This is a genomic window from Pseudomonas laurentiana (assembly GCF_014648275.1).
GTDB classification, from domain to species: Bacteria; Pseudomonadota; Gammaproteobacteria; order Pseudomonadales; family Pseudomonadaceae; genus Aquipseudomonas; species Aquipseudomonas laurentiana.
The window spans coordinates 1-26847 of the sequence record NZ_BMQU01000021.1 but is presented as its reverse complement, the minus strand read 5'-3'; the positions used below and the strand labels follow the sequence as shown (position 1 = coordinate 26847).

24 protein-coding genes and 1 pseudogene are annotated in these 26847 nt (G+C 54.2%); 12 read left to right on the top strand and 13 right to left on the bottom strand.

From position 1 onward, the window contains the following. Positions 1 to 110: 110 nt before the first annotated feature. Positions 111 to 596, top strand: a complete 486-nt coding sequence (locus tag IE038_RS19350) for a thiol-disulfide oxidoreductase DCC family protein (RefSeq protein WP_189396139.1) — start codon at positions 111 to 113, stop codon at positions 594 to 596. Next, complete coding sequence (folE, locus tag IE038_RS19345; protein ID WP_163931384.1) at positions 593 to 1153, top strand: GTP cyclohydrolase I FolE; 561 nt, start codon at positions 593 to 595, stop codon at positions 1151 to 1153. Before IE038_RS19350 ends, folE begins: the two co-directional genes overlap by 4 nt. Positions 1154 to 1205: 52 nt before the next feature. Here folE and IE038_RS19340 read toward each other — a convergent pair whose 3' ends face one another. Both IE038_RS19340 and IE038_RS19335 read right to left on the bottom strand, forming a co-directional pair. Continuing rightward, entirely contained in the window at positions 1206 to 1352 is a 147-nt protein-coding gene (locus IE038_RS19340; RefSeq protein ID WP_163931387.1) for a DUF2256 domain-containing protein, read from the bottom strand. Further along, entirely contained in the window at positions 1349 to 2887 is a 1539-nt protein-coding gene (locus tag IE038_RS19335) for a cryptochrome/photolyase family protein (protein WP_163931390.1), read from the bottom strand. Before IE038_RS19335 ends, IE038_RS19340 begins: the two co-directional genes overlap by 4 nt. Before the next feature lie 236 nt (positions 2888 to 3123). Here IE038_RS19335 and IE038_RS25390 point away from each other — a divergent pair. From IE038_RS25390 to IE038_RS19325, 3 genes and pseudogenes are all read left to right on the top strand, one after another. After that, positions 3124 to 3906, top strand: a pseudogene (locus tag IE038_RS25390) (PAS domain-containing protein); the annotation flags it as partial. Between the two features lie 18 nt (positions 3907 to 3924). After that, positions 3925 to 4449 carry a methyl-accepting chemotaxis protein gene (locus IE038_RS25385; protein ID WP_268244583.1) on the top strand — a complete coding sequence of 175 codons (525 nt, stop codon included), beginning with the start codon at positions 3925 to 3927 and terminating at the stop codon, positions 4447 to 4449. A 246-nt stretch (positions 4450 to 4695) separates the two neighbouring features. After that, complete coding sequence (locus IE038_RS19325) at positions 4696 to 5466, top strand: EAL domain-containing protein (RefSeq protein WP_229775696.1); 771 nt, start codon at positions 4696 to 4698, stop codon at positions 5464 to 5466. Positions 5467 to 5518: 52 nt separating this feature from the next. Here the strand turns inward: IE038_RS19325 and IE038_RS19320 are convergent, their stop codons facing one another. Next, the gene (locus IE038_RS19320; RefSeq protein WP_189396137.1) at positions 5519 to 6400 is read right to left on the bottom strand and encodes a patatin-like phospholipase family protein; all 882 of its coding nucleotides are present in this window, start codon (positions 6398 to 6400) and stop codon (positions 5519 to 5521) included. A 41-nt stretch (positions 6401 to 6441) separates the two neighbouring features. After that, on the bottom strand, positions 6442 to 6948 hold the full coding sequence (locus IE038_RS19315) for a DUF1993 domain-containing protein (RefSeq protein ID WP_163939804.1): 507 nt from the start codon (positions 6946 to 6948) through the stop codon (positions 6442 to 6444). A 166-nt stretch (positions 6949 to 7114) separates the two neighbouring features. Here IE038_RS19315 and IE038_RS19310 point away from each other — a divergent pair, with 166 nt between their 5' ends. Then, entirely contained in the window at positions 7115 to 7501 is a 387-nt protein-coding gene (locus IE038_RS19310; protein WP_229775695.1) for a hypothetical protein, read from the top strand. 342 nt (positions 7502 to 7843) lie between these two features. Then, positions 7844 to 9523: a SulP family inorganic anion transporter gene (locus IE038_RS19305; RefSeq protein ID WP_189396136.1), complete on the top strand. Its 1680-nt coding sequence runs from the start codon at positions 7844 to 7846 to the stop codon at positions 9521 to 9523. Positions 9524 to 9542: 19 nt separating this feature from the next. On the opposite strand, the gene IE038_RS19300 is transcribed toward IE038_RS19305, so the two are convergent. Continuing rightward, on the bottom strand, positions 9543 to 10427 hold the full coding sequence (locus IE038_RS19300) for a LysR substrate-binding domain-containing protein (protein WP_189396135.1): 885 nt from the start codon (positions 10425 to 10427) through the stop codon (positions 9543 to 9545). 106 nt (positions 10428 to 10533) lie between these two features. Between IE038_RS19300 and IE038_RS19295 the strand changes: the two genes are divergently transcribed. The 3 genes from IE038_RS19295 (at position 10534) to IE038_RS19285 (ending at position 12832) form a co-directional block, all read left to right on the top strand. After that, a complete protein-coding gene (locus IE038_RS19295) occupies positions 10534 to 11493 on the top strand; it encodes a DMT family transporter (RefSeq protein WP_163935752.1) in 960 nt (319 codons plus the stop codon). Continuing rightward, positions 11490 to 11660, top strand: coding sequence for a hypothetical protein (locus IE038_RS19290; RefSeq protein ID WP_163935749.1), 171 nt, complete (start codon positions 11490 to 11492; stop codon positions 11658 to 11660). The genes IE038_RS19295 and IE038_RS19290 overlap by 4 nt, the downstream gene beginning before the upstream one ends. A gap of 152 nt (positions 11661 to 11812) precedes the next feature. Continuing rightward, positions 11813 to 12832, top strand: coding sequence for an amidohydrolase family protein (locus tag IE038_RS19285; protein WP_189396134.1), 1020 nt, complete (start codon positions 11813 to 11815; stop codon positions 12830 to 12832). 316 nt (positions 12833 to 13148) lie between these two features. On the opposite strand, the gene IE038_RS19280 is transcribed toward IE038_RS19285, so the two are convergent. Together IE038_RS19280 and IE038_RS19275 are read right to left on the bottom strand one after the other, a co-directional pair. After that, complete coding sequence (locus IE038_RS19280; RefSeq protein ID WP_163935748.1) at positions 13149 to 13622, bottom strand: OsmC family protein; 474 nt, start codon at positions 13620 to 13622, stop codon at positions 13149 to 13151. A 129-nt stretch (positions 13623 to 13751) separates the two neighbouring features. Beyond that, positions 13752 to 14339: a DUF3841 domain-containing protein gene (locus IE038_RS19275; RefSeq protein ID WP_189396133.1), complete on the bottom strand. Its 588-nt coding sequence runs from the start codon at positions 14337 to 14339 to the stop codon at positions 13752 to 13754. Between the two features lie 276 nt (positions 14340 to 14615). Here IE038_RS19275 and IE038_RS19270 point away from each other — a divergent pair, with 276 nt between their 5' ends. Then, entirely contained in the window at positions 14616 to 17429 is a 2814-nt protein-coding gene (locus IE038_RS19270; protein ID WP_189396132.1) for a sensor histidine kinase, read from the top strand. Next, a complete protein-coding gene (locus tag IE038_RS19265) occupies positions 17419 to 18516 on the top strand; it encodes an HD domain-containing phosphohydrolase (protein ID WP_189396131.1) in 1098 nt (365 codons plus the stop codon). Before IE038_RS19270 ends, IE038_RS19265 begins: the two co-directional genes overlap by 11 nt. A 223-nt stretch (positions 18517 to 18739) precedes the next feature. Here the strand turns inward: IE038_RS19265 and IE038_RS19260 are convergent, their stop codons facing one another. The 6 genes from IE038_RS19260 to IE038_RS19235 form a co-directional block, all read right to left on the bottom strand. Then, positions 18740 to 19102 carry a hypothetical protein gene (locus IE038_RS19260; protein WP_189396130.1) on the bottom strand — a complete coding sequence of 121 codons (363 nt, stop codon included), beginning with the start codon at positions 19100 to 19102 and terminating at the stop codon, positions 18740 to 18742. Between the two features lie 74 nt (positions 19103 to 19176). After that, positions 19177 to 20931, bottom strand: a complete 1755-nt coding sequence (locus IE038_RS19255) for a putative bifunctional diguanylate cyclase/phosphodiesterase (protein WP_189396129.1) — start codon at positions 20929 to 20931, stop codon at positions 19177 to 19179. 9 nt (positions 20932 to 20940) lie between these two features. Further along, positions 20941 to 22506 (bottom strand): methyl-accepting chemotaxis protein, encoded by a 1566-nt coding sequence (locus IE038_RS19250; RefSeq protein ID WP_189396128.1) that lies wholly within the window; start codon positions 22504 to 22506, stop codon positions 20941 to 20943. 41 nt (positions 22507 to 22547) lie between these two features. Continuing rightward, complete coding sequence (locus IE038_RS19245; RefSeq protein ID WP_229775697.1) at positions 22548 to 23429, bottom strand: LysR family transcriptional regulator; 882 nt, start codon at positions 23427 to 23429, stop codon at positions 22548 to 22550. Positions 23430 to 24816: 1387 nt separating this feature from the next. Continuing rightward, positions 24817 to 25746, bottom strand: coding sequence for a chemotaxis protein CheV (locus IE038_RS19240; RefSeq protein ID WP_189396126.1), 930 nt, complete (start codon positions 25744 to 25746; stop codon positions 24817 to 24819). 52 nt (positions 25747 to 25798) lie between these two features. Next, positions 25799 to 26728 carry a PAS domain-containing protein gene (locus IE038_RS19235; protein WP_163939877.1) on the bottom strand — a complete coding sequence of 310 codons (930 nt, stop codon included), beginning with the start codon at positions 26726 to 26728 and terminating at the stop codon, positions 25799 to 25801. Positions 26729 to 26847 lie beyond the last annotated feature (119 nt).

The following is a 26847-nucleotide window of genomic DNA, read 5'->3' as shown; positions in this document are numbered from 1 at the left end:
CATTTTTCATTACGGGCAATGGCGACTGACAGGGGCAGTAAAAAACAAAGCCATTGTAACTCGGCTTTTTTCGACCTATCTTATACAAAACCTATACAAGACACTTAGTCATGTACAAGATAGAGCAATGGCCCCTGACGCTTTACTTCGACGGTGACTGCCCGCTCTGCGCTCGGGAAATCAAGCTCCTGCGCCGACGCGCCACAGACGCCCGACTGCTACTGGTTGACATCAGTAGCGACGATTTCGATGCCCATGCATTAGGTTTCACCCTTGAGCGCATGCAATCAGTACTGCATGCGCGCTTTGCCAACGGCCATTGGGTTACGGGCCTGGACGCCACCTTGTGGAGCTGGAGAGCGGCAGGTCTGGGTATCTGGGCCGCCCCACTGACATGGCGCCCCCTCCGGCCATTGCTTGCCATCGGCTATCGCCTGTTCTGCCGCTTGCGTCCCCATTTGGCATGGCTGCCGCATCCCGATGGCAGCCGTCGCTGTCGTGACAACCACTGTACGGTGCCGGTGCCGGAGTCGGCACCAGCGCCTGGCAACCCGCATACCCTTCAAACAACACATGGCTGCAAGGAGTCACAATGAACCCGTCATTAGCCGAGCATTACCGTGAAATTCTCGCCGGCGTCGGCGAGAATCCTGAGCGTGAAGGGTTGCTGGACACCCCCAAGCGCGCCGCCAAAGCAATGCAATACCTGTGCAATGGCTACACCATGAGCCTGGAGGAAGTGGTTAATGGTGCCCTGTTCGAGTCGGACAACGATGAGATGGTCGTCGTACGCGACATCGAACTGTACTCATTGTGCGAGCACCATATGCTGCCCTTCATCGGCAAGGCACATGTGGCCTACATCCCTACCGGGCGAGTACTAGGGCTGTCGAAGGTTGCCCGTGTGGTCGATATGTTCGCCCGTCGCCTACAGATACAGGAAAACCTCACAAGGCAAATTGCCGACGCCATCCAGCGCGTCACCGATGCCGCAGGCGTGGCCGTGGTCATCGAGGCCAAGCATATGTGCATGATGATGCGCGGCGTGGAGAAGCAAAATTCGGTCATGACTTCGTCCGTGATGCTGGGAGCCTTTCGCGAGTCATGCACTACGCGCCACGAGTTCCTGCAACTGATCGGGCGGCACAGTTGATGCCAGGACCGGTGCAAGAGACGGCGTTGCGTTGACGTCACCTGCACCACCCCTACCGCTCTACCGAGCTGCGCCTATGCCGCCGACAACGCTCTGAGCAGTAGCGCACGTCGTCCCAGCAGCGCGCCCACTTTTTTCGCCAAACAAACGGTAGCCCGCAGACCACGCAGGTTTTGGCCGGAAGATCAGACTTTTTCACAACGCCTTACCGGCATCCAGCATGGTCAGTAGCGCCTCGCCACGCTGCCAAAGCGCCTGCTGCTTATCCTCGGGCATACGTGCAAGGTTCTTGTACACCATGGCAAGGCGTTGATTGCGCTGCAGCAGCTCACGGTGACGCATCAGAAAGTGCCAATAAAGCGCGTTGAAGGGGCAGGCATTGTCCGTTGTACTCTCACTGACGTTGTACGCACAGCCACTGCAGTAGTCCGACATGCGCTTGATGTACTGTCCGCTGGCACAGTAGGGTTTCGAGCCCAGATAGCCCCCATCGGCATGCATGACCATGCCCAAGGTATTGGGTAGCTCGACCCAGTCGAAGGCGTCCATATAGATGGACAAATACCAGTCGCACACCTGGCTCGGCACAATGCCCGCCAACAGGGCGAAGTTACCGGTCACCATCAGCCGCTGAATATGGTGGGCATAGGCATGCTCCAGGGTCTGGCCGATGACCTGGCGCATGCAGTTCATTCGCGTATCGCCCGTCCAGTAAAATGCCGGAAGCGGCCTGCTATTACCGAAAAAATCACGGCTGGCATACGCCGGCATCTGCAGCCAGTAGATACCACGCACATACTCACGCCAACCAATCAGTTGACGGATAAACCCTTCGGCGGCATTCAACGGGATCCTGCCCGACCAGTAGGCAGCCTCTACATCCGAGCACACCTGGCGCAGGTCCAGCAGGCCGATGTTCAGCGCAGCGCTGATACGGGCATGAAACAGGAACGGCTCGTCACTGGCCATGGCATCTTGATAATCACCAAAGGCTGCCAGCCCGAAATCCAGAAAGTAGTCCCACAATACCTGCGCATCGGCATGCGTCACCGGATAATCGAAAGCCTCCAGCGAACCGTAGTGGTCAGTGAAGTGCTCGGCCACCAGCGCAATCACCTCACGGGTCGTTGCATCCACGGTAAAGCGTGCTGGCAAAGGCGCCCGTTGGTGCTTGGGCAGCGCCTTGCGGTTGTCTGCATCAAAGTTCCAGGCCCCTCCGACCGGGCTGCCATCACCGTTGATAAGCAGCCCGCTCTTGCGGCGCATCTCGCGATAGAAAAACTCCATGCGCAGCTGCTTTTTGCCTTTGGCCCACGCCGAAAATTCGGCACGGGTGCAAAGAAAACGGGTATCAACATGCCAGTGAACAGGCAGGCCGCAACACCTGAGCGAATGCTCCAGACGCCAGTCGCCACACTCGGTCAGGTGCAGCTCTTCCGGCTGCAATATTGCCTGCCAGCGCTGCAACTCGCCTGGCAGCGAGCCTGTATTATCCGGATCATCCAGGGTGACATACTGCACACGGATACCACGCTGGCGCAGCGCCTCGGCAAAATGGCGCATGGCGCTGAAAACCAGCACGATTTTTTGCGGATGATGAGGCACATGGCGGGCCTCCTCCATCACCTCGGCCAGCAACACCGTATCGCGCTCGCTATCCAGCCCTTGCAGTGAGGGTAGATCAAAGGACAGTTGGTCGCCCAGGACCAGGCACAGCCGTCGAGTCCCATTCATAACGCAGCGCCCGATGAAACGCGATTACGCGCGTTTTTTGCGTCTACCAGGTGCATCCACCCATTCAGCATGCTTCCTGCCTCAAGATCACACGTTTGGTCGGCCCCGGCTAAGTGCTCGTGACGCACTGCACACCGCCTCAGCCTCTAAAAACCTGTACAATTTTAACTTCTTGTATAGATTTTACATAGCGTTATTGATGACAGATCAGGGCTGTTACCTGCCTACAAACACCCATGGAGTCATTTATGTTCAACAGCCGCCTGAAAAAAACGCTCCAAGACCAGAGTGCAGAGCTCTACGCGCTGCGCCAGCTAGTTGAGCAGATGAATCGCGGCATGCTATCGATACGGCTCGATGCGCAAACTCGTATCTGCGATTTCAACCCACATTTCGCGCAAACGCTGGGGTATAGAGACGAGCATCTAAAAGGCCGCCCACTGTCCGAAATTGTGCCGCCTTACGTCAGCAAACTGCCCTGCTTTCACGCGTTCAGGTCTGCCGTGGAAAAGTTCGAACCTATCAGCGACGACTACCGCTATCTACGTGCAGATGGCAGCCTTGCCTGGTTGAAATTGCATTGGTTTCCCATTCGCGGCGAAAACGGCGAGCTCTCCCACATTCAGGGCTACGGCAGTGAAGTCAGCCGGACGATTGAACAGACCAAAGAAAACGAGTCCTTCATTGATGCGCTTATCCGCTCCACTGCGGTGATCCAGTTCAAACTGGATGGCACCGTTGTCACTGCTAACCAGCAGTTCCTCAAGGCCATGGGCTACTCACTCGAACAGATCAAAGGCAAACATCACCGTATGTTCTGTAGTGCCGAGGAAGCTGCATCACCTCAATACTTGGCGTTCTGGAAGACACTCAACAATGGAGAATACGTAGCTGACCGCTTTAAACGGATCGACAGCCGCGGCCGTGCGGTCTGGCTGGAAGCGACATACAACCCTGTCTACGATACGGAAGGTCATCTGTGCAGGGTGGTGAAGTTCGCCAGTGTCGTCACCGATCAGGTCGCACGGGAAACCGAGGTGAGAGACGCAGCAGCGGTCGCCTATGACGTTTCACTGCAAACGGACGTCAGCGCAAAACGGGGTGCTGCAGTCGTCCAAGAGACCGTACAAACCATGCAAAAGATCGCCGAGCAGATGCAATCGGCCACCCATCGCATTGAAGCACTCGACAAGCAGTCGCTGTTAATCAGTTCCATCGTGCAGACCATTGGCGGCATTGCATCACAGACCAACTTGCTGGCGCTCAACGCAGCCATTGAGGCCGCACGAGCAGGTGAGCAGGGTCGCGGCTTCGCCGTGGTTGCTGATGAGGTCCGTCAGCTTGCTGGCCGCACCAGTGCGGCAACTGAAGAAATCGTGAGTGTCGTGCAACAGAACCAGGCGCTCGCCAGCGAAGCGGTTCAAGAAATGTTCAGCAGTCGGGAACAGGCAGAGCAAGGGCTCGCATTGGCCAACCAGGCCGGTGCTGTGATTGTGGAAATTCAGGATGGTGCCAAGCAGGTTGTTGGCGCTGTTGGACGCTTTGCCAATGAACTACAGTAATCCGCACTGACCCAAAAGCCTGTTACGATTTGTCGTAGGTCAGTTTTCAGGGGCCCACCATGCGAACATCAGCGCCGGGATGGAACCAGCAATCGCCCAACCATACGGTAATGCCCCCTCATTGTCTGCGACCGATAGGTAGAAGAAGGATCCTGTGCCTAGCGTGGTTATGAATACTGTACATTGGCGGGTTAAAAATCTAAGGAGCCCGCTAAAAGCCCATGAGCACTAAAGGCCAGGTCCTAAATGATTGAAGAAACACCTGCGAAGGTCCCTTGCCAAGCCTGTAAAGATGGCAAGAAACTGGATTTCGATTTCAGCATGGCCTTCCAACCTATCATCGATATCCGCAACCACAGTGTGTTCGCTTATGAAGCCTTGGTGCGCGGTCTCGATGGCAGCGGTGCAGCCACTATTCTTGGCAACGTCAACGAAGAAAACCGTTATGCCTTTGACCAGGCCTGTCGAGTAAAAGCGGTTGAGCTGGCCGCCAAGTTACAGATGCCCTGTTTTGTCAGCATCAATTTCTTGCCTAACGCCGTATACAAAGCGGAAACCTGCATTCGCGCCACGCTTAATGCAGCACGACGCTTTGGCTTTCCCACGGAGCGGTTGATTTTCGAAATCACCGAAAATGAGGAATTGGTGGACAAGGAACACCTGAAAAGCATTATTCGAGAATACAAGTTGCAAGGCTTCAAGACCGCGATCGATGATTTTGGCGCGGGTTACTCCGGGCTAAACCTGTTGGCGGAGTTTCAGCCGGATATCATAAAACTCGACATGAGCCTTGTACGGCGCATCTGCACAGACCCTGTAAGGCAAGCGATTGTCAAAGGCATCCTGGGCGTATGCCAGGCGTTGAATATTAACGTGATCGCAGAAGGGGTAGAGACCACTGCCGAGCTTCAACAACTGCTGGCACTGGGCATCAACCTTTATCAAGGCTATCTGTTTGCAAGACCGGAATTTGAAACATTGCCGAACGTGAACTGGCCTGACCACAGCGTTTTGTAACGCTAAACACAGGGTTGGTGCACAACCACGAAGCCCTGGGGAGTACCCGCCATTACCCCTTGCGATGGCTATGAGGCTCCAGGAGCGTATGGGGATCCTTGCCCTGCAGCCCTTGCAAGCCGTCCTGCAGCCAATGGCTGGCCGCTTTCTCTGCCCGGTAGATAAGCTCGGCGGTGTGTGAGAAGTCGTAGGTATTGATGGCCAGCGGGCACAATGGCGGCACCACGATCAGTTCGCAGCGGCCAGAGAAACGGTCGACGTCGGCCAGCAACTGGCGCATCGCCAATAGGTTGATGGCATGTAGGGCAATGGCGAGGGCGCCACGTGGCGGCTCATGCAGCGCGCAGGGCGTGCCGGTCGGCAGGATTACCACTCGTGTAGCCCCCAAGGCAACCGCTGCGGAAATTGGCGTATAACTGGCGATGCCACCATCCATCAACGGGCGGCCCTCGATAAGCACTGTCGGAAACACCGCTGGGATAGCGGCGCTGGCCAGCAGCGCCGATACAGCTTCGCCAGAGGACAGTATGACCTCCTTGCCGTCGAGTGCATCGGTGGCAATCACATGGCACGGCAGCACTGCGTCTTCCAGATTCCGATACGGGAGCTTCAGCGTAACAAGTGCGCGCAATTGGCCGGGCAACGCCAGAAAGTCGCGCCTGCCGAACAGACAAAGCAATGTACTCAAGGTGGTAAAAGGGAAGATATCCCTGCGGCGCAGCTCAAGCCAGATTCGCTCCAACCGTGCAATTCCGGCTTCATCGGGAGCCGCTGCGTAATACGCCGCATTAATCGCGCCGACCGAGACACCGACAATGAAGTCCGGGGTAATGCGCGCATGGTTCAGCGCCTTGAGCATACCAACCTGGACCGCACCCAGGCTGCCGCCGCCGGCCAGCACGAACGCGGTCTTTTCGGTGCGCGGCTGATTCATGCCGTTACCCCGGGGCGCAGGCGCCTCGCCAGGCACGATCATCAGGGGTTGCCCAGGTAGTCCGCCTTGCCAAGTTCCACCCCATTGTGGCGCAGGATGCCGTAGGCAGTCGTCAGGTGAAAATAGAAATTGGGGATGGCAAACCCAAGCAGATAATCCTGGCCGGTGAAGTGGATTTCCCTGTCATGTACGTTGAGGGTGATCGGACGCGCCTCACTGCCGTCCAGTTGTTGCGCTGTAATGCTTTGCAGGAAGGTCACGGTTCTGGCAATACGTGCCTGCAACTCAGGGAAACTGCTTTCAGTGTCGGCAAAACTCGGCACCTCTACCCCTGCCAGGCGAGCAGCACAGCCCTTGGCAGTGTCGGACACTATCTGCATCTGACGCACCAGCGCAAACATGTCAGGAGCAAGCCGGGCGTTGAGGAAGAACTCCGGCATGATGTCCTTCGCATGAGCGTGGGCGGCGGCCTTGTGCAAAATAGCCGCCAGGTTATGCAGCCCGCGAACGAATACAGGGACAGAGGCTTGGTACATGGAGACAGACATACGAGTGCTCCTGAGAGAACGTGATCTAACAGGCATCCGACCCGTGCCAATACGTACGCCATCCTGTTTGGCGCCTGTTCACTCACGATAGCTGATGCGGGGGCCGTCGGCCGAGGGGCTGACTATACTTTGAGGTGCCCCGCGGTTTGAGCTTGGAGTCACAGTCATGAAAAACATGATACCTGGCAAGCTTCCAAGGCCCATCAAAAGCAGTAAATTCTTGTTGGCATGCGCTCTATTCATCGTCTCTGGATGCGCGCACAACCCTGATATAAGAGTGGGTCACGATACGGTTGATGGCATTACTTTCAAGGACAATAACGCCTACATGGATTGCATAAGAAATGAGGTCAAGAATGGCGTTCCAACATTTACTGTAGAAAATAATGGCAAAACCGATCTGTTTTTCGGCAGCACAGACCCCACCACAACAGAAGGGCTAGTCGAACTTTCCAGCGCTAACGGCCACAACACCTACTCTGCCTACCAGCGAGATGCATGGTATGACAGAGGCAGGTTGCTTGATGCGGCGCAAGCCTGCTCCAAGACATAAGACCAGGCATTACGTCATTTGCAGTGGCTTGTTGCGCCTTTAGGGTGCCATGGCCGATTCGAGACCAGAGGCGACTTGCCAGGGGCAACCAAGTCGTCTCGGTTTCATCTTCACCCGCGGGACGCTTGGCTATTTTTACCCTGGCTCCCCAGCCCACACAGCAAGATCATTAGCTTTTTCCCATCTATCATTGGTTCAGACAAGGCGCCTGCCTTGGCCATCGGCTTGACTTGGCTTGCGTCAGGCCTCAGTTCCACTGCCGAACGCGAAGGACCGCTGACATGTGACTGGACATGGCGTCCTTCGGCGTTCCAAGCAGCTGAACCAACCGGGAGAGGCAGTGTGAAACCACACATCAAGGCTTCGAAAGCAGCTCACGGCAACACCGCGTCACTTCGACTTGACCTGGTATCGGGCCTCACTGCGGCTGCCGTCGTACTCCCCAAAGCAATGGCCTACGCGACGGTTGCGGGCCTGCCTGTTGCCGTCGGCCTCTATACCGCCTTCGTGCCAATGCTGATCTACGCGTTTCTGGGCACATCGCGTGTCCTCAGTGTCAGCTCCTCCGCCACACTGGCGATCCTGGCCGGTACGCAGATCGGCTTGGCCGTACCTGACGGCGACCCGGGCAAACTGATCACCGCAACCGCAACGCTAACCGCCCTGGTTGGCGCAATGCTGCTCCTGGCGCGATTGATGCGCTTGGGATTTCTCGCGAACTTTATCTCCTCCCCGGTACTGAGCGGCTTCAAAGCAGGTGTCGGCCTGGTGATCGTGCTGGACCAGGTCCCCAAACTATTGGGCATTCACATCACCAAACACGGTTTTTTTATCGATATCCTCAACATCGTTCGTCACCTGCCGGAGAGCTCCCTGATCACCCTCGCGGTAGCAGCAGCGACACTCCTGATACTCATCGTAATGGAACGCCTATGGGCACATTCGCCTGCGCCGCTGGTAGTGGTTGGCGGTAGCATCGCAGCCTCATGGTACTTCGGCCTGCAGGCACTTGGCGCCTCGACGGTCGGTGTGATTCCACAAGGCTTACCCTCCCTCACCCTGCCCGACCTGACCTTGGTCGAGCAGATGGTGCCTGGCGCGCTCGGGATCGCACTGATGAGCTTTACCGAAACGATTGCCGCAGGTCGTGCGTTTGTCCGACCCGGCGATCCCCCCATCAATGCCAACCGTGAGCTGGTCGCCACCGGGCTCGGCAACCTCGGTGGCGCCCTGCTCGGTGCAATGCCCTCCGGTGGTGGTACCTCGCAAACGGCTGTTGTCCGTGCCACCGGCGGACAGTCTCAAAACGTCTCCATTGTCACTGCCGCCGTGGCATTGGCCACAATGCTGCTGCTCTCCGGGCTGCTCGGGTTCCTCCCTCATGCGACCCTCGCCGCTATCGTCATCTACTACTCAATCGGGCTGATCCAGCCGCAAGAATTCCTGGCGATTCGCAAAGTACGGCCCATGGAATTCCATTGGGCACTGGTAGCCACGGTCGGCGTACTGCTGTTTGGCACGCTACAAGGGATTACCGTCGCCATTGTCGTTTCCTTGGTCGGCCTGGCCTACCAAACCGCACGTCCACACCTGTATATCCTTGGCCGCAAGCGCGGCACCGACATACTGCGCCCCCTCTCGGAAGAGCACGCTGATGACGAGACATTCGAAGGGCTGCTGATCGTGCGGCCAGAGGGACGCCTGTTTTTCTTCAACACGGACTACGTAAAAGAACAAATGACTGCACTGGAAGTGCAGCATCAGCCACGTGTCATTGTGTGGGACATGAGTGCAGTGCCTGATATCGAATACTCGGCCCTGCAGGCACTGATTGAAGGCGAGAAAAACCTGAGCGAAGCTGGCACCAGCCTGTGGCTGACGGGCCTGAACCCCGGCGTACTGGATATGGTTCGACGTGCCGGGCTCGACCAAAAACTGGGACCCGAACGCATGTTTTTCAATGTCAATGCGGCGATTGAGCAGTATCAAGCACGGCGCGCCACACCGGAAGGTAATGGGTAGCCGGAGCTCAGGGCAACGCTCACTGCCCCGACAAATAGCTCACCAACTGCCGTCCATGAGAACTGAGCGCATCCCACCCGCGAAAGCACAATCGCATTTCCAGCGTCGCCCACTTCTCTTCCAGTGGCACCCAACGAACGGACAGCTCCTGCGCTGCCCGATGGGCTGCAGTCTCGGGCAGCATGGCAATGCCGGCCCGCTGGGCTACGAGTTGCGCGATCGCCTCGAAGCTGGGCGCCCGCACTCGAATCTTGAGTGGCATGCCAAGGTTCAGGGCCAGCTCTTCAATGAAACGCTGCATCGCCCGCTCTGCAGGAAGGCAGACAAAGGCGTAATCCAGTGCGTCGCGCAAGTGCAACTGTTCACGCGCGGCCAAAGGGTGATCGGCGGACATCAACAACACCAGGCGTTCGGTGCTGAACGGTAAGGACACAACCCCCTCATTGATGAGGCTGCCGTCATACACGCCAATCTCGCACTCCCCGGCCCGAACCACCCTCAGGACATCAACACTCCGATGTTCCACCAATTGCAGATCGACCTCGGGGTAGTTGGAAAGAAACGGCCCAAGCACTGCTGGCAACAGGGTGTTGTTGGTCACGGTGGAGACCGCCAAATGCAGGGTAATGCGTCGTTGCCCGACCAGGTCTTTCAAGGTCTCCTGTAGCTTCTGGGCTTCTGCGAGCACACTGCGAGCAGCCTCCAAGACCAGGTGCCCCCCAGGCGTAAGCTGCATACCGTCGGACTTGCGGGTAAACAGGGTCAGGCCGCTGCGTTCCTCAAACAAACGCAGCCGGGTGCTGGCGGCGGACACCGCCACCGGAAAGGTTGCTGCGGCCTTGCTCAGGCTTCCGGTGGCGGCGACGGCGGCAAGCAGGCGCAGGTCCTGCAGATCGAAGTGCATGGGAGGCTTCTCCATTTCAGAACGGCACCTTCACTAAAAAGCGATATCTAGCGAGTGACCATTCTGTTCAGAATAACGCCTTGCACATCCTATTGCGTACCCCCCTATGAAACCTATGCACGCACTCCTCCAGCGCTATGTTCAAAACGGCAGCTTGTTTGCAGTACTGGCGGCCTTGGGGTTCAGCTTCAAGGCCATCTTCGTCAAACTCTCCTACGTGGCCAGCGATGTGGATGCGATCACCCTCCTGGCCTTGCGCATGGGACTGTCATTGCCCCTGTTTCTCTGGCTGGTGTGGTTCAGCCGCCAGCAAGCCAGCGCGCCGCTAACCTGGGGCAGCGTCATGCGCGTACTACTGCTGGGGCTGTTCGGTTACTACCTGGCGAGCCTTTTCGACTTCTACGGCCTGCAATACATCAGCGCCGGGCTGGAGCGGCTGATCCTGTTCACCTACCCGACACTGGTGCTGCTCTTTCAAGCTATCGCCCTGCGCGAAAGGCCGACACTGCGCACCCTGGCGGCCATGGGCATCTGCTACGTCGGCCTGGGTGTCGCCTTCGTCCACGACCTGAGCGTCTCGGGCCTGGGCAACCAGGTGATCCTCGGCTCACTGTGGGTATTCGCGAGCGCCGTAGCCTATGCGCTCTACTACTCAGGCACCGGCATGATGCTCAAGCGCATGAGCTCCATGCGCCTGGCAGGATTGGCGGGTGCCGCATCGTCAATCATGGTCTTGGCCCATTACCTGATGGTGGCAGACACATCACAACTGGCCCATCTGCCCGCGGCGGTATGGGCTAACGCGGGGTTGATGGCGGTGTTTTCCACCGTGATGCCGATCTACTGGGCGGCGCTGGCCATCCAGCGCATGGGCGCCACACAAACGGCAGCCGTGGGTAACCTGGGGCCGGTGCTGACGATGCTGGCCTCCTGGGCCTTGCTCAACGAAACGATCTCCACCTACCAAATCGCCGGTTTGGCGCTTGTGCTGTTTGGCGTGTCGCGGTTGAAGCCGGGCAAACCGAAGGCTGAACCACAATCGACCATGGCGGACGAGGCGGCATGAGATCTCGTGTCGACACCGGAAAAGCAAAGCGTCGAGAGGCCGTGGTCATGAGCAACATTGTCTATATCGTCAGGGGCGTTGTGATCGTCCAGGTGACCCTGTCGTCCGACGGAGGCCTGGGCATTGCCAACCTTGATACTGAAGGTGCATGGACCTCGGTCATATAGCCAGCGCCCATAAAAAAAACCGATACCCGCTTAATTATTTCGTGGACGACGCTCAGGACGCGCCTGCTTTAAAGTCGACGCGACTGCCTTGACGGTGGTAGCGGTGATTGACGCTCTGTAGCCGTACATACTAATAAGATAAGGGTTTGAACATGACCACGCGTCTCGATGACACCGGTTTTTCCCGCCGTTCGCTGCTCCAGAAAAGCTCCGTTTTGCTGACAGCCAGCGCCGCGCTTGGCATGCCAATCTTGAGCCAGGCCGCCTCCGGCAATCGCCGGCAGAACGCAGGCAAAGAAGACATCAATCAATCGCCAGGCATGGTCATGGATTCCCAACTACTCAGCCTGCTGTCGCAACCCAAGATCGATTGCCACCATCATGTGATCGACCCTGTCCAATACCCCTACCCCACTGACTCGACCTACCAACCGGCGGGGCCTGAAGTCGGTCCAGCGGCGTACTACGAGCAAGTCATGCAGGCCTATGGCATTCGTCACTCAGTGATCGTGCAACCGACCTCTGCCTATGCCTACGACAACAGTTGTCTACTGGACACGCTGGCTCACAACAAGGGCCGCCATAAAGGCGTGGTCGTGGTGCCGAACGACGTCTCCAGCGAAACGCTCGCGCAGTACAAGGCACAGGGTGTAGTCGGAGTGGCGCTCAATGCCGCACTGCTTGGCCCCGAGCGCTTTTTGAAGGTCGACACCCTGATGGGGCGTTTGGCCGAACTGGACCTGTATGCCCAGGTCCAGGTAAAAGACGATCAGTTGCTGGCCCTGCTACCCTTGCTGCAGCGCACCCGTCCGCGTGTGCTGATCGACCACTCCGGCCGTCCCGATGCCAGTGCAGGGTTGCAGCAGCCGGCCTTCCAGGCGCTGCTGTCTCTGGCCAGCAACGGACGTACCTTCGTCAAACTCTCCGGGCTGTCGCAATACTCCAAGGAACGCTCACCCTATACCGATGCGCAGCCCTACCAACTGGCGCTGCTGCAGGCGTTCACTGCGGAAAACTGTATGTGGGGCACGGACTGGCCGTTCTTGCGCGCACATCAACACATGGAGCTGGGCACCGTTCTGACAACCTTCGGCGAGATGTTCCCGAATGCCAGTGACCGCCACCAGATCCTTTGGGAAACCCCCAAACGCCTGTTCGGCTTTAGCGCCTGACTCAAGGATCAGCCTCCGCCAGCCCTTGCACACAACGAGCCGAGCGGGGCCAACGGTTTCATGTAACACATCCTCGACAGCGCCCAAGACCAAGGTCGGAGCGCCGCCCCGGTGCACCGCGAATACTTCGCTGCACCGGCAGCCGAGATCGTGTACTGCCGACGGTGGCACCGGCCGTTGTTTACGCCCTGTCATCAGCCCGTCACGCGGCCAGAGCACAATGAAGCAAGCCAAAGGGATTTGGCCCCATCTACAGAGAGCCCGGCCTGATGCCGGGCTTTTCGTTTCTACCTGATGCTCCAGAACGCCTTAGGCTCTACTCCTGCACAGTGATAACCGCCTCGCAGCTCACCGGAAAATTTACCGAATTGGCTATGAAGCACTCATGGTGTGCATCCTCATGCAGACGCATCGCCAGATCCGTGTCTGAATCGGCGCTCACCTTAACTCGCGGACGTAGCGTGATCTCGGTGAAATGTCCTTTTCGATGTGCGTCACCTTCGACCATGTTCCCTTGGGCCTGATCGACGTACTCCAGCACGTTCACCTTGTTGACCGCGCAAAGGTGCAAATACCAAAGCTTATGGCAGGCAGATAACGATGCGACCAGCATATCCTCGGGATTCCATCGCTTGGGATCACCTCGAAATGCCGGATCAGCAGAACCAAGAAGGGCCGGTTTGCTTGGCACATCCACAACGAAGTCTCGTGAGTAGGCGGTATAGCTGGAGGTGCCTTCACCCACGTTACCCGTCCAAGTGACCATAGCCTCATAGGTATGCGTCTTCATCCTTGCCCTCGATAATGTAACGATTGACCGTAACAGGTATGAGAAGACCTGTTTGAGAATGTACAGATCACAATCGATCCGAGCCTGAAACAGCGCAAAACAAGCATGGCTGTTTTCGATTGCAAACCGCTACGTGTCGGTGCGGGATGACATCGACCACCAAGGTTCGGCAATACACACCTCCCGATAAGCGTCGAGGTGCACTTTTCGCACCTCTACCAGCCACTCGCGCCGCAAGCTCGGCGACACCGTCTGAATCGGTGCGTCGTCCAACGCCGTGTAGTCGATCTCGAACAACCCATGCACCGCTTCAGGCAATGGGTTGAACGCTGCATTTGAAAATAGCGGGAAATACACCTGATCACACCACGCGTTGTAGTCCGAGTTCAGCACCTGATCGCCTGGGCACTCGAACGTCAACAGCACCATGGGCGTCTCGATCAGTTGGTGGTCGCTCAGTAACTGGCGCGCCAGCTCGGCGTCCGGTGCTCGCTGATAACCGCCGCAGGAATGCCACCCCCACACCGGCGGTCGCCCCTCGCACGACAAGCCACGGACCGCCATTTCGCGGCACATGAGGCGGTACGCCGCCTCGTTCTCGGGGTAGACGTATGACCAGTGCCCCTGTAACAGGCCATCGCGCAGCAATGCCTGTAGCTGGACCTCGGTTTGGAACGTCCAGACCGTTGTTAACGTGCTTGGTGGTCTCAAACCCATTGACCTTCCGATGTGATGTGCTCGCACTATAAACGGTTAAACCCCATTCGCCGCTCAATTACTGAGTCTCTCGCATAAGGGTTACTGTCAGTAATGCTACAGACACATGTGAAAAAGCCTCGCTAACGGTGCAGAAACTGCTCACAGAAAGCGTTAGAATTAAGTAAAGGCAATTTGCCATCATATAAAAGATCAACCTGCCGCTACGCGCAGGGAGGCAAAGTGAGTAAACGTCCCTCCAGGACAGGATTACGCCAATGGATCTGGCGAGCATTTGTGCAAAGCGCTTTGATTCCACTGGTGTTGGTGGAAACGATACTGATCGCTTGCTATTTGTTCAGTAACCAAGCTGTTCGCGAATCCCAGCTCGAGTACCTGGAACGCAATGCAGTCGACAGTCTCAGCGCTACCGCCGAGCAAAATGCACGTATTGTTCAGGATCAGCTAGGGCATATTGCAGGCATTACGGGCCTGTTTGCTCAAATGACTGCCAACGCATTACGCACCCCTGCTCAGGGAGCAATGGAAAGCCTGGCGTCCACATCGGACGGTGCGCTCTTTAGCCCGCGCGACCAAGGGGGAGCAGCATCCTTCTACTCGTCTGTAACCCCGCCTTCGCGCCAAGACCTGAGCAAGGTCAGGCGACTCGCACAACTTGATCCGTTGATGCGCGAAATCAAGCGTCATGAGCCGCTGGTGGCTAGCCTCTACTTCAATAGTTGGGACAGCTACAACCGCATCTATCCCTGGATTCGCGCCGACGAGCAGTACCCGCACAATATGCAGATTCCTGGGTACAACTTTTACTACCTTGCCGACACCACACACAATCCGCAGCGGACTGCACGCTGGACCGATGTCTACCTTGATCCAGCGGGACATGGCTGGATGATGTCGGCGATCCAGCCGGTCTACGCTGGGGACTTCCTCGAGGGCGTTGTGGGCCTGGATATTACGGTGGGCGGTATCCTTGATGAGATAAGCAAGCTCAAGGTGCCATGGGGTGGCTACCTGATGCTGGTCAGCGATGATCTCAAGATCATGGCGCTACCGCCTGAGGCTGAGCATGACTTCGCATTGCGCGAATCGTCCTCGCAAGACACGCTGAAAGCACTGCAAGGCGATCACTTGAGGTCTGACGATTTCAGTCTGGCACAGCGAGCGGATTTCAATGACCTTGTGGGGGAACTCACCCGGCAGAGCAGCGGCAATACCGAGGTGATGCTAAGCGGCCGGCCGCACTTGATCGCCTGGAGCGAAATACATCCAGCCGGTTGGCGCTTGCTGGCGATTGCCGATAAGAGAGAGGTCATGGCCGCCACCAACAATCTGGCCAGCCACTACCGCAACATCGGTTATTTGATGATTGTGGGACTGGTGATTTTCTATTTCGGGTTCTTCACCTTCATGTGGGTCCGTGCCCGCACGCTTAGCGAACGGCTGCGACGTCCCATAGGTGACATTGGCGAGATGTTGCAGCAGATCGGTCACGGCGTATGGCATCCACGACGCGCCGAGTCGGATATTCAAGAGTTGGACGACATGGCCGACGATGTGATGTCCATGGGCAAGCAACTCGCCTCCAGCGAGGCACAACGTAACACTGTCCAGCAGCACCTTAATCTAGTCGTGGAGAGCATAACCGCAGGTCTGTGGGAGTATCGTCTTGAGGACGACTGCCTACTGCTGCACGGCGAGCTCTGCCAACGCTTCAACCTTGCCGGCTCAGCACTGACGCGAGCAACACTTCATCATCACGTCCATGCTGAGGATCTCCCGGCCTTGGACAAGGCACTGGATGCACTTCGTCAGGGGCATACGTCGAGAATCGACTTGGAACTGCGCCTGTTGCGTGCGGACGGTACATCGCTCTGGTTGCTTTGCCGGGGCCGTCTGATCGATGAGAATGGCGCCGAGCCGCGTGTCGCAGCAGGCACTTTCGTGGATATCGACACCCTCAAACAGGTGACAGAGGATCTGCGCCGCCGCACATTCGAGGCGCAGGCCGCAAGCCAGGCCAAGTCGCGCTTCATCTCCAGCATGAGCCATGAACTGCGTACACCGCTTAACGCCATTTATGGTTTCGCCCAGTTGCTCCGCATGCAGGCGGAGGAACAACAGGCCGACGTGCAGCCACTGGACGAAATCCTTGGAGCCAGCGAGCACCTCACCCATCTGGTCAACGACCTGTTGGACTGGTCTAGCTTGCAGGCCGAGAAACAGCGCCTGCAACTGCGTGCCGTTGAGGTCACTGGCCTGATGCGCGAATGTGCAGAAATGGTACGTTCCCAAGCCGAGGCTGCCGGGCTGCACCTGGATCTGCAGCCGGCACAAGGCTCGTTGAGTGTGCTGGCTGATGCCCGACGTTTGCGTCAGGTACTGCTCAACCTGCTGTCCAATGCGATCAAGTACAACCGCCCTGAAGGGCGCCTGCTAATGGGCGTGGCGACCTATGGTGATCGGGCTCGGTTGTTTGTGGAGGACGGTGGGTACGGCATTGCCCCTGAGTTGCAACACGCGCTGTATGAGCCCTTCCAGCGTCTGGGAAAGGAAAACACTGCCATTCAGGGTACCGGGATTGGCTTGGCGTTATGCCATGAGCTTGCTGAACTGATGGGCGGTAGTATGGGCCTGCAGAGCGAGTTGGATGTCGGTAGCCGCTTCTGGATTGACTTGCCTATGGCCAACACTAACGCAGCACGCACTGCGTCAGTATGTACACCACATCTGTATTACGTCGGTGACGACGATGCGACCCTGCACCATATTGAAGATGCGCTTGGGGGGATGGTAGAGCTGAAAGCCGGGACCCTCGATGAGTGCTTGTCACACGCTGGTAGCCCTGGTGTGCCGACAATATTGCTAGTCGACTGTGACGGCCAGGGCAGCGAGCTTGGCAATAAGCTGCAGCAAATGCGGCGCTTGCCAGGTGGCGATCAGTTGTTTGTCATCCTGTTGGGCTCTGCGCCCAGGTCATTAATGATGCTGGGTTGTGAGTTCCAGGCGGTACTCAGGAAACCACTAGAGCTGAACGAATTGCGAGAGCTGGTTAGCGCACTGCTGCAACAGGAGAACTTGGATGTTTACTGATATTCCTGCGAACACCCGAATCGTCATCATTGATGATGTCGCTGCCAACCTGCGCCTGCTTGAGTCCAGCTTGAAGGCCTTTGGCCTGTCCAATGTGACAAGCTTCGTCGATTCCGCCAGCGGTCTGCACTGGCTGCAGGAGCAACCCTGGGACCTTCTGCTGCTTGATCTGGACATGCCAGCCCCGGATGGATTTGAAATCCTGCGCCAACTCAGTGAGCGCGATCGATCTCGATCACCGGTAATTATCCTTACCGCACTCAGCGAACCTCAAAGCCGCCGCCTTGGCTTGGAGTTAGGCGCCAACGACTATTTGACCAAGCCACTGGACCTGCCAGAGCTAGTGCTGCGTGTACGCAACTGCCTACGCCTGTCCCAGGCTACCGAGAAACTGCAAAACCTCAACCGAGTGCTGGAGGACAAAGTCCACGAGCGCACCCTTCAATTGCAAGACAGCTATTGTGCAGTGATCCGAGCACTGAGTCGCGCTGCAGGTTACCGCGATAATGAGACGGGGGATCACATCTTACGTATTGGTAAAACCGCAGCCCTGCTGGCAGATGCCATTGGGATGCCGATGGACTGGTGCGACCTGATCCGTATGGCGGCCCCCATGCATGATTTGGGCAAGATCGGCATTCCTGACCGGATCTTACTCAAGGAAGGGCCTCTCAGCCTGGAGGAGCGTCACGAGATGATGGAGCATTCACGTATCGGTTACGAGATTCTCCATGAAGACCAAGCTTCGGCGCTGACCGATATGGCTGCAGAAATTGCTTATTGCCATCACGAGAAATGGGATGGTAGTGGCTATCCACGCGGCTTGGCCGGTAAGGATATTCCGTTGTCATCACGCATCGTTGCGCTGTGCGACGTCTATGATGCTCTGCGCATGTCTCGCCCTTATAAACACGCCTGGAGCCCAGAGCGTGCACAAGCCTATATTCTTGAACAGGCTGGCCGACACTTTGACCCAAGCTTGGTGCTGGTGATGCAAAGTCATTTTAAGGCGATAGAACAATTGATAGCAGATGATGCTGAAGATAACGGTATGCATGATGGTATCTGCTCAGTTTCATCAGGTTGATGAGTGGCCATCACCTATGCATTAGTAATGCGATAAGAAAAATTTCTTCAGCCTCTAATACCTTTAGAGACGATCCGGACGAATCGGGCAGTAGCCATAACTTACCGACGTAACGTCGTCAGTACGTCACGATGTTCAGGCGTTTATGGCACAGACGATCATGGCCGGGTCGCTCAGCGAGAACCCAATTTTCAGCAGGAACAGGTGAATAGCTACATCAGTTTCACGCATCACTACCTATTGAGCTATAAGTAAAAAGTATTCGTTCAAGCACCTCTAGAACACCCGATAAAGAATCAGTTTCGCTTTTTTCCTCGCCCACGGTAATTTGCAACTTTCGTTTTTCATCAGCGGCCAACCATGTACCAATTACACTCCAAATCTTAGGTGTCACCGCCTGAGACAGCGGCATGAAAAATAGCGTACTGCGAGCGGTGCAGCATGCTGTGAACTCATTACATTCTGGCGGATTAAACCAGCAGTCATTTGCGCTAAAAAATCCAGCAATATTTAGTGCACATGCCACGTCCATCACCTTGCGTGCTGGATCAACAAAAGAGATACGAATACCCTTCAATGACTGCATATAACCGCTCACAAACAATTTTAGATTGTTTAAAAAAGCCAACACTCGGCATGGCACTAAAAACTTTTTAAAGCCTAGGCAATAGGCGAGGACTCACTATCAAACACTGTTTCTTTATCCCTCAATAAAGCTTTCAGCTTAGCCAGCGGCAGAGGCTTTGCGTACCAGTAGCCTTGGCCATGACTACATCCGTTTTGCTGCAAAAAATTTAGCTGATCCGTATTTTCAATGCCTTCGGCAACAACTTGCATACCCGCGCTCTTGGCAACAATAAGTATTGCCTGGACAATGGCTCGATCGAAGTCATTATTTGGCAGCTCACTAATGAATGAGCGATCAATTTTCAAACGATCCACGGGCAGACTTTTTAATGTACCGGGTGAAGAGTAACCAGTACCAAAGTCATCCATGGACACTTCCACACCTATATCGTGCAGAGCCAGTATTGTTTGAGTGGCGAGAGTAATATCGTGTATAGCCACGCTTTCGGTAATCTCAATTTCCAAACGACTGGCTGGCAGCCCTGACTTCGCAAGCATTGAGCTTACCTGACCGATAAAGTCACTCTGCAGAAATGAACGACTACAAATATTAACTGCCATCGGCACATCGAGCAAACCCTCTGAAATCAATATCTTATTATCACCACAGGCACGCTCGAGCACCAGGCGGCTGATAGCCGGCATTAGACCGTACTCTTCGGCCAATGGAATAAAATGGGTCGGCGGTATTAAACCGTTACTACCGTCATGCCACCTAAGCAACGCTTCGAGACCAGAGGGACGATAGGGTGGAGCCAGTTCGAATTGCAGTTGATAGTGCAGTTCAAACTGATTGAACTCTATTGCTTTTCGCAGCCGACTGACAGTGCGGAAAATTGCTTCCATCTTGTCGCGAAGTGCCAGACGAAAGAAACGTATACAATTACCTCCCTCAGCCTTCGCCTGATACATGGCGATGTCCGCATCATTGACCAGTTGATCGCTATTTTGGCCAGGCCCAGGGTGCAGACTGATGCCAATGCTTGCGCGCACCCGAAGTTCGATACCGTTGATTTCAAAAGGCGCTGCCAAACAGTCGAGCAAACGCTGGGCTAGTCTGCGTGGTGCATTACGTTCACGTGGCTGTTTTGAAGCAATGAGAAACTCATCACCTCCCATACGCGCGAGTAGGTCGTTCTTACCTACGGTCCCCTGAAGTCGCTGTGCCAAGCTACTCAGTAGGCGGTCACCTACATCGTGATCATAATGATCATTGATTTGCTTGAAGCCATCGAGGTCTATAAAAAGTACTACGAGTTGCCAGTTGCTATGTTCACACTCAAGCATCAGCCGTTGCAAGTTATCATGAAGGTGATTTCGATTCACGCAACCGGTCAAACTATCATGAGTTGCCATGTACGTGATCTGCTCAAGCATTTGCCTACGAATACTTATGTCGTGACAGATCCCAACATACAATCGTTGCCCACCAATATTTAGCTCTCCAATACTCAAGTGCATTGGAAATAAGCTACCATCCTTTCGCTTACCAACGACCTCACGCCCTTTACCAATAATTTTTCGCTCACCCGTTTTGGCGTGGGCAAGCAAATAGCCATCGTGATTACTAGCATCTGGCTCCGGCATAAGTGCAGCGACATTACATCCGATTAACTCAGCACGACTGAAGCCAAACGTATTCTCGGCCGCAGGATTCAGGGCATTAATTATGCCGAATTGATCAATGACGATCATCGCGTCTACAGCAGCTTCGAATATAGCAGAAGACAACTCCCCCAGCGCGAACACTTGGCCAGATGGGTTGCCTGTCGTCGTGGTAACTTTCATCAATTTAATCTATCCGTTGAATCGTTCAACCAAGGCATGAAGGGCATGCGCTGTGTTTTCTAACTCTTTGCCGGTACTTGAGGATTGTTTGGCGATGTCGGCGTTTTTGTCGGACACTTGCGCGATTGATGTAATCTGGCGCGAGATGTCTTCAGCAACATGAGCCTGCTCCTCAGAGGCTGATGCCATCTGCTCACTCATTTGATGGATGCTATCGACCGCTATGCTTATTCCGTGTAGCGCATGCTGCGTATTGATGACCTGTTCGACACCTACCTGCGCCTCTTGACTGCCCTGATGAGCAATACTTACTGCCTGGCTAGCGACCTGCTGGAGTGAGCCAATTATCTGCTGAATGGTCTGTGTAGATTCTTGGGTTTTCGACGCCAGAGCTCTGACCTCGTCGGCCACCACAGCAAAACCTCTACCTTGTTCACCGGCTCTTGCGGCCTCAATGGCGGCATTCAGTGCCAGCAGATTGGTCTGCTCAGCAATTGCGCGGATCATATCGGCAGCCTGTTGGATTGATTTGGTTTCGGAGGCTAAGCTCTCTACCGACTGGCTAATCGCTTGTACTGTAGTCGCAAGCTTCTCGATCACCTCTCTGGTCTTCTGAGCTTGCTCAGACCCCGTCTGGCTGAGGATATTGACTTGATTGGCCTCCCGCGCCGTGTTGTGAATGTGTATTGATACTTCTCCAATTGAAGCAGCCATCTCATTCATCGCAGTAGCCGCCATGTCAGCCTCATCGCGTTGGTGCTGCAAAGCGTTGTCTGACTGCTGGGCTAGGCTGCCGCTTTTGGACGCAAGAGTGGCGGTCTGATGAGCATAATCGCTAAGCCGGTTAAGAGCGGTACGGAGCTTCGCACCCTCGCTGATTAAAATCATATGCAGCTGAGCAATAGCGCCATGCTCATCGGTATAGGTGCGGGCGATCAGTTCGCTGTCGAAACTTCCACCTGCAATACTACGTAAGCTATCCAGCGCTTTGCGTTCGTGACGACTTGCTAGCGCCTGCAACGCAAACAGCAGTAAAGTGACACTGCCTAGACTTGCCCAGTAAGTGCCGCTGTACAACACAATAGCCGTTAGCCCTGTAGCCAGTAACGGCATGCCAAAAAAACTGCTTATTGTGCGAAAGCGCTCGGTTAAGCGGACACTCTGCTGACCATTTTGCAGGCGCTGATAAAGCTGTATTGCACGCTCAACCTGTGCACTGTCCGGCTTTACCCGTACTGATTCGTGCCCGGTTATTTTCCCATTCTCCAAAATCGGAGTGACATAGGCATTGACCCAGTAGAAGTCACCGTTCTTGCAGCGATTTTTAACAATACCCATCCAGCTTTTGCCAGACTTCAGGTATGACCACATATGCGCAAACACCGCTTCCGGCATGTCAGGATGACGAACAATATTATGCGAACTGCCTATTAACTCTTCCCGACTGAAACCGCTAACCGCAATAAATTCATCATTGCAGTAGGTTAAATTTCCATGTATATCCGTCGCAGAAATAAGGCGCTGATCAGCCGGATACACTAGCTCTCGATTTGTAATTGGTAGGTTTTTTTTCACAAGCGTAGCCTAGTAAATTTAAATTCAATCCTGACTAAAGATCAACAATCATCAAATGCTTCAGCCCTGGCAACCGCATAATCCATCACAACTCTCGCGCAATTTGATAATGCATGGCGATTTGAGTAGGCTGCAAATAGCGGCTCTCCTTCCGACACATAATCTGGCAACACCCTCACCAAAGAATCACTTTTAGTAAGCGTGCAAATTGTGTTTATAAACACAAGTCCCACCCCCTGCTCCGCGACATTAACAAGAGCAGGAATAGATTTACTTAGAAACCGCTTGTTCACAGCAACACTATGACGATCGCCGCCGTCGCGCCGACTAATAACCACAAAGTCCTCGGATGTATAATGAATACAGGTATGAGCATTCAAATCATCAGGGCACTCCGGCGTTCCATTACGATACAAATATTCCGCACTAGCATAGATTCCAAGTGTTGAATTACATAACTTTCTAGCAATGTAACTACCCTTTTTCAGTTCTCCAAAATGCAAAAGCAAATCAATGCCACCCTGAATCAGGTCAGGCTCTTCGTCAGACACTACAACTTCTATTTCAAGCCCAGGATGAAGGGTAAGTAGTGTGCAAAAAAAATTATTGATCGAGCAGTCAAAAAAAGCCGAAGGCACTTGAACCTTAACTTTACCAACAACACCAACAATAGCAGACTGAAGCGAACTAATTGTAGAATTTAAATTATCTATACAGGAACTGCACTGCTCAAACAAACGTTCACCATCGGCGGTACAACGAAGCGCCTGAGTTGAGCGAAGTATGAGTGAAGTCCCAAGCTGCCTCTCAAGATTTATCAACCTCCGACTTAAAGTATTTGCTGGCACGGATAGCTTTTTACTTGCTCTCGACAGGCTTCCCGAGCGAACAATTTGAACAAATAGTGATATATCATTAAGCATCAAAACTTATTCTCCGTACAGCCACCCTCATATATAAAATCATGCAATTTGACATTTCTTGATTCCGTTAAAATATTTATTATGGACAGAAAAACCATTCATAATATGATAGCGTGCTATGAATGCGAGCGGAACACGCACACATGGATTGAGACCATCCATTTATGGACGAAGTGACGCGACTATAGAGTTGACCAACAGTTTTCTACTCAACTCATCTATTTGAGTGCGACTTGGATGTTTCGAATAAATGATTCTCACCTGAATCCAAGAACAACGAATTCACGCCACGTATCGCGCAACAAAAAGACACAATGTCCCCAGGGCTTTGACATTAGAAATACTTGACGTAGAAAATTTCGACCAGGCTATGAAAACCCACACAAAAAAAATCTTAATTTTTCACCAGACAAAAAATACCCCGACCTGGATTCGTCACAACACATCCTAATATTTTTATCCCATTACATTGACAACACGGCACCTCCCCCGGCTGGTTACCTTCACCTCATAAATCTTGAGCTAATAATTGGCACAGGTATACCGCCCCATAAGGAGAGAGTAGTCTTGCTGGTAATCACTGGCATTGCTTAAACCTAACAGACAAGAATCAAACGCAAGCAGGCTATAGCACTATACGAGGGACACGACACGATACTACTTATCGAGCTAAATCTCCGTGACAGAACCCGAGGGACTGGCTATTAAAGACAGTAAGATAAAAACCTGTTATTGACAGCAGAACCTGCACAAACCCTATACATTCACGAGTAATTGTACAAGACTCTGCGGTGATGGCAAACAGCCACTTGTCGTTTTTTAATACAGAACAGATTTGTCTGCCATGCTGAGCGGGTAAGATTTTGACGTTTTGGATTCCATCATCTACTTCCATCGCTATAAAAACACTGATAAGCGCTCGGTGGGCAGCCGAAAACTTCCGCCCACTGTCATTCATGATTAGCGAATGTGCTTATCAACGTGCAATCGCAGGCCAGATCAAATGCAAACGATTAGTAAAAACCCGTATGGTTTCGAAGAGGTATAACCTGACTCAGACCTTATTGGAGGCTAGTGCTCTGCTGTGTGCAACTGCACGAAAGCGCTGGCCAGTAACACGCTGACAACCGGCACATCAGCTCCGAAATCTAAACCGTTGTCGGTCTCAACCCAGACTTCGAATGTGGCTGAATCCAGCACTCACGTTATATACTGCTTAGGGTATTCAGCAAGATAACGTCTTCATCTAAAACACCTAAACGCTCCAGACGCTACGAAGCACTGTGATCTAGATCACCCGGGCGCAATCGTTATGACAACGATGTGTTTTAACTTTAAGTCTCACTGTTAATTTCTGCGTTACAGTTCGGGGCTACCGAAAACGCAGTCAAGCCCCCAGCCGTTGCATTCGTTCAATTACTCGCCTTGCCAGATCATCCGGACGAAACTTTGCCAGAAAATCGTCGGCACCAACTTTTCTCACCATCGCCTGATTGAAAGCACCGGATAAAGACGTATGCAACACTATGTGCAGGTCGTGCATCCGCGGGTCATTGCGGACTTCCGCAGTCAGGGTATAGCCATCCATCTCTGGCATTTCGATATCAGAAATCATCATGAGCAATTCTTGCTCTGGCTTTTTCCCTTCATCGAGCATGCGGTGCAAGTAATCTAAGGCCTGACGCCCATCGGTGAGTGCAATCACGTCCACGCCCACCGCCTCCAGACATCGAGAAACTTGTTTGCGCGCCACAGAAGAGTCATCAACCGTCAGCACGCATAACTTCGCAGCTGTCGCATGGAAAGCGGCCGGAATGACGCCTTCGGAAATCTGTTCGGATACGGGCGAAACTTCGGCCAGAACTTTTTCCACATCGATAATCTCAACCAACTCGTCGTTAACCTGTGTTACGGCGGTAAGATAGTTGTTAATTCCACTCCCCTTGGGTGGCGAATGAATACTTTCCCAATTGAGGTTGACTATGTGCTCTACCGCGCTGACCAAGAACCCTTGGGTCTTGGTGTTGTATTCAGTAATGATGACGAAGGCAGTACTGTGGTCTTTGACACCCGGCAGTCCAGTGGCCAACGCCAAGTCCAGTATCGGAATTGATGCGCCACGCACATTCGCCACACCACAGACAACGCGATGCGACATTGGCAACGCCGACAGTCGAGGACATTTGAGTACCTCCCGCACCTTGAATACGTTGATGCCATATAGCTGACTTTCGTTAAAGCGGAAAAGCAGCAGTTCAAGACGGTTTTGTCCAGCCAACTGAGTGCGGCTGTTCACCGTTTCCATAAGGCTTGCCATCTGATATCCCCAATCTACAAGAAGACGCGCTACGGCCTGGACCGCCTGGCGACTAGCTCTTGAAGCGCACAACCTGCGCATTGATTTGTTGCACAGTGTGCTTTAGGTCATCTCCAACGGCGGAAGAGCTCACCGCAATGTCGGCCCCATCCCGTCGCTTGCTCAGGATCAATTCCGGCTGCCTCCTCAACGACTGGCTATTTATGACCAGTGTTGCAGTCTGGTTGGCAACGTCACTAATCAAGCTCAGCGCGGTTCTAATGTTGGCGCCTCCACTGATTAACACCATCTGTAACCGGGCAACCGGGCCTCGCTCGCCTGAGAAAGGGCGAGCAATCAGTTCGCTATCAACATAGTCGGTGGAGACTGAACCTAAGTGGTTGAGGGATCGATGCCACTGGTGAACACTCAATATCTGTATCGCCAAAAAAAACAAGGCGATGGCGGCAACACCTAGGGCCGCTCCACCGAATAGCAACGCTGCGGCAGTGACAGCAAGAACGACGAAGGGAAGGAAAATTGAAGTAAGGACGGCCCCTAGTCGCTGCTTTATCTGCAAACTGCTGTCGTGATTTTGCAGGCATGCATCAAGGTCCGTGACACCGCTAAGCTGGTTGCGGGCAGGCTTGATCCGAACGGACTTATAGCCGATGAGATTGCCCTGTTTAAAGGTGGGTGTGAGATAAGCATTGACCCAATTAGGGTGGCCGCTGCTGCAGCGTATAGTGTCGATTCCTATCCAATTTTTGACACGTTTCAGGTACGACCACATGCGCGCGAAGAGTACTTCGGCCATATCTGGATGACGGACAGTATTATGTGGACTACCGATCAGTTGCTCGCGGCTGGCCCCTCTGACAGTAACAGACTCACCATTACAATATGTCAGGTTGGCCTGCGCTTCTATTGCTGAGATCAGTCGCTGCTCGGCCAGGAAGCTGAGTTCGTACTGTATTGCGGAAAAATTCCTTAACAAGATCATCACCCCTCGGAACGAGATTGATTCTTGGTTATAAAAACACTCCAAGAATGCTCTAAGGAAGGTCTGAAGTACCCACCGATTTTTGAGGCCCTCGCTGCTTGAGGTTCAAAAAATCCAAG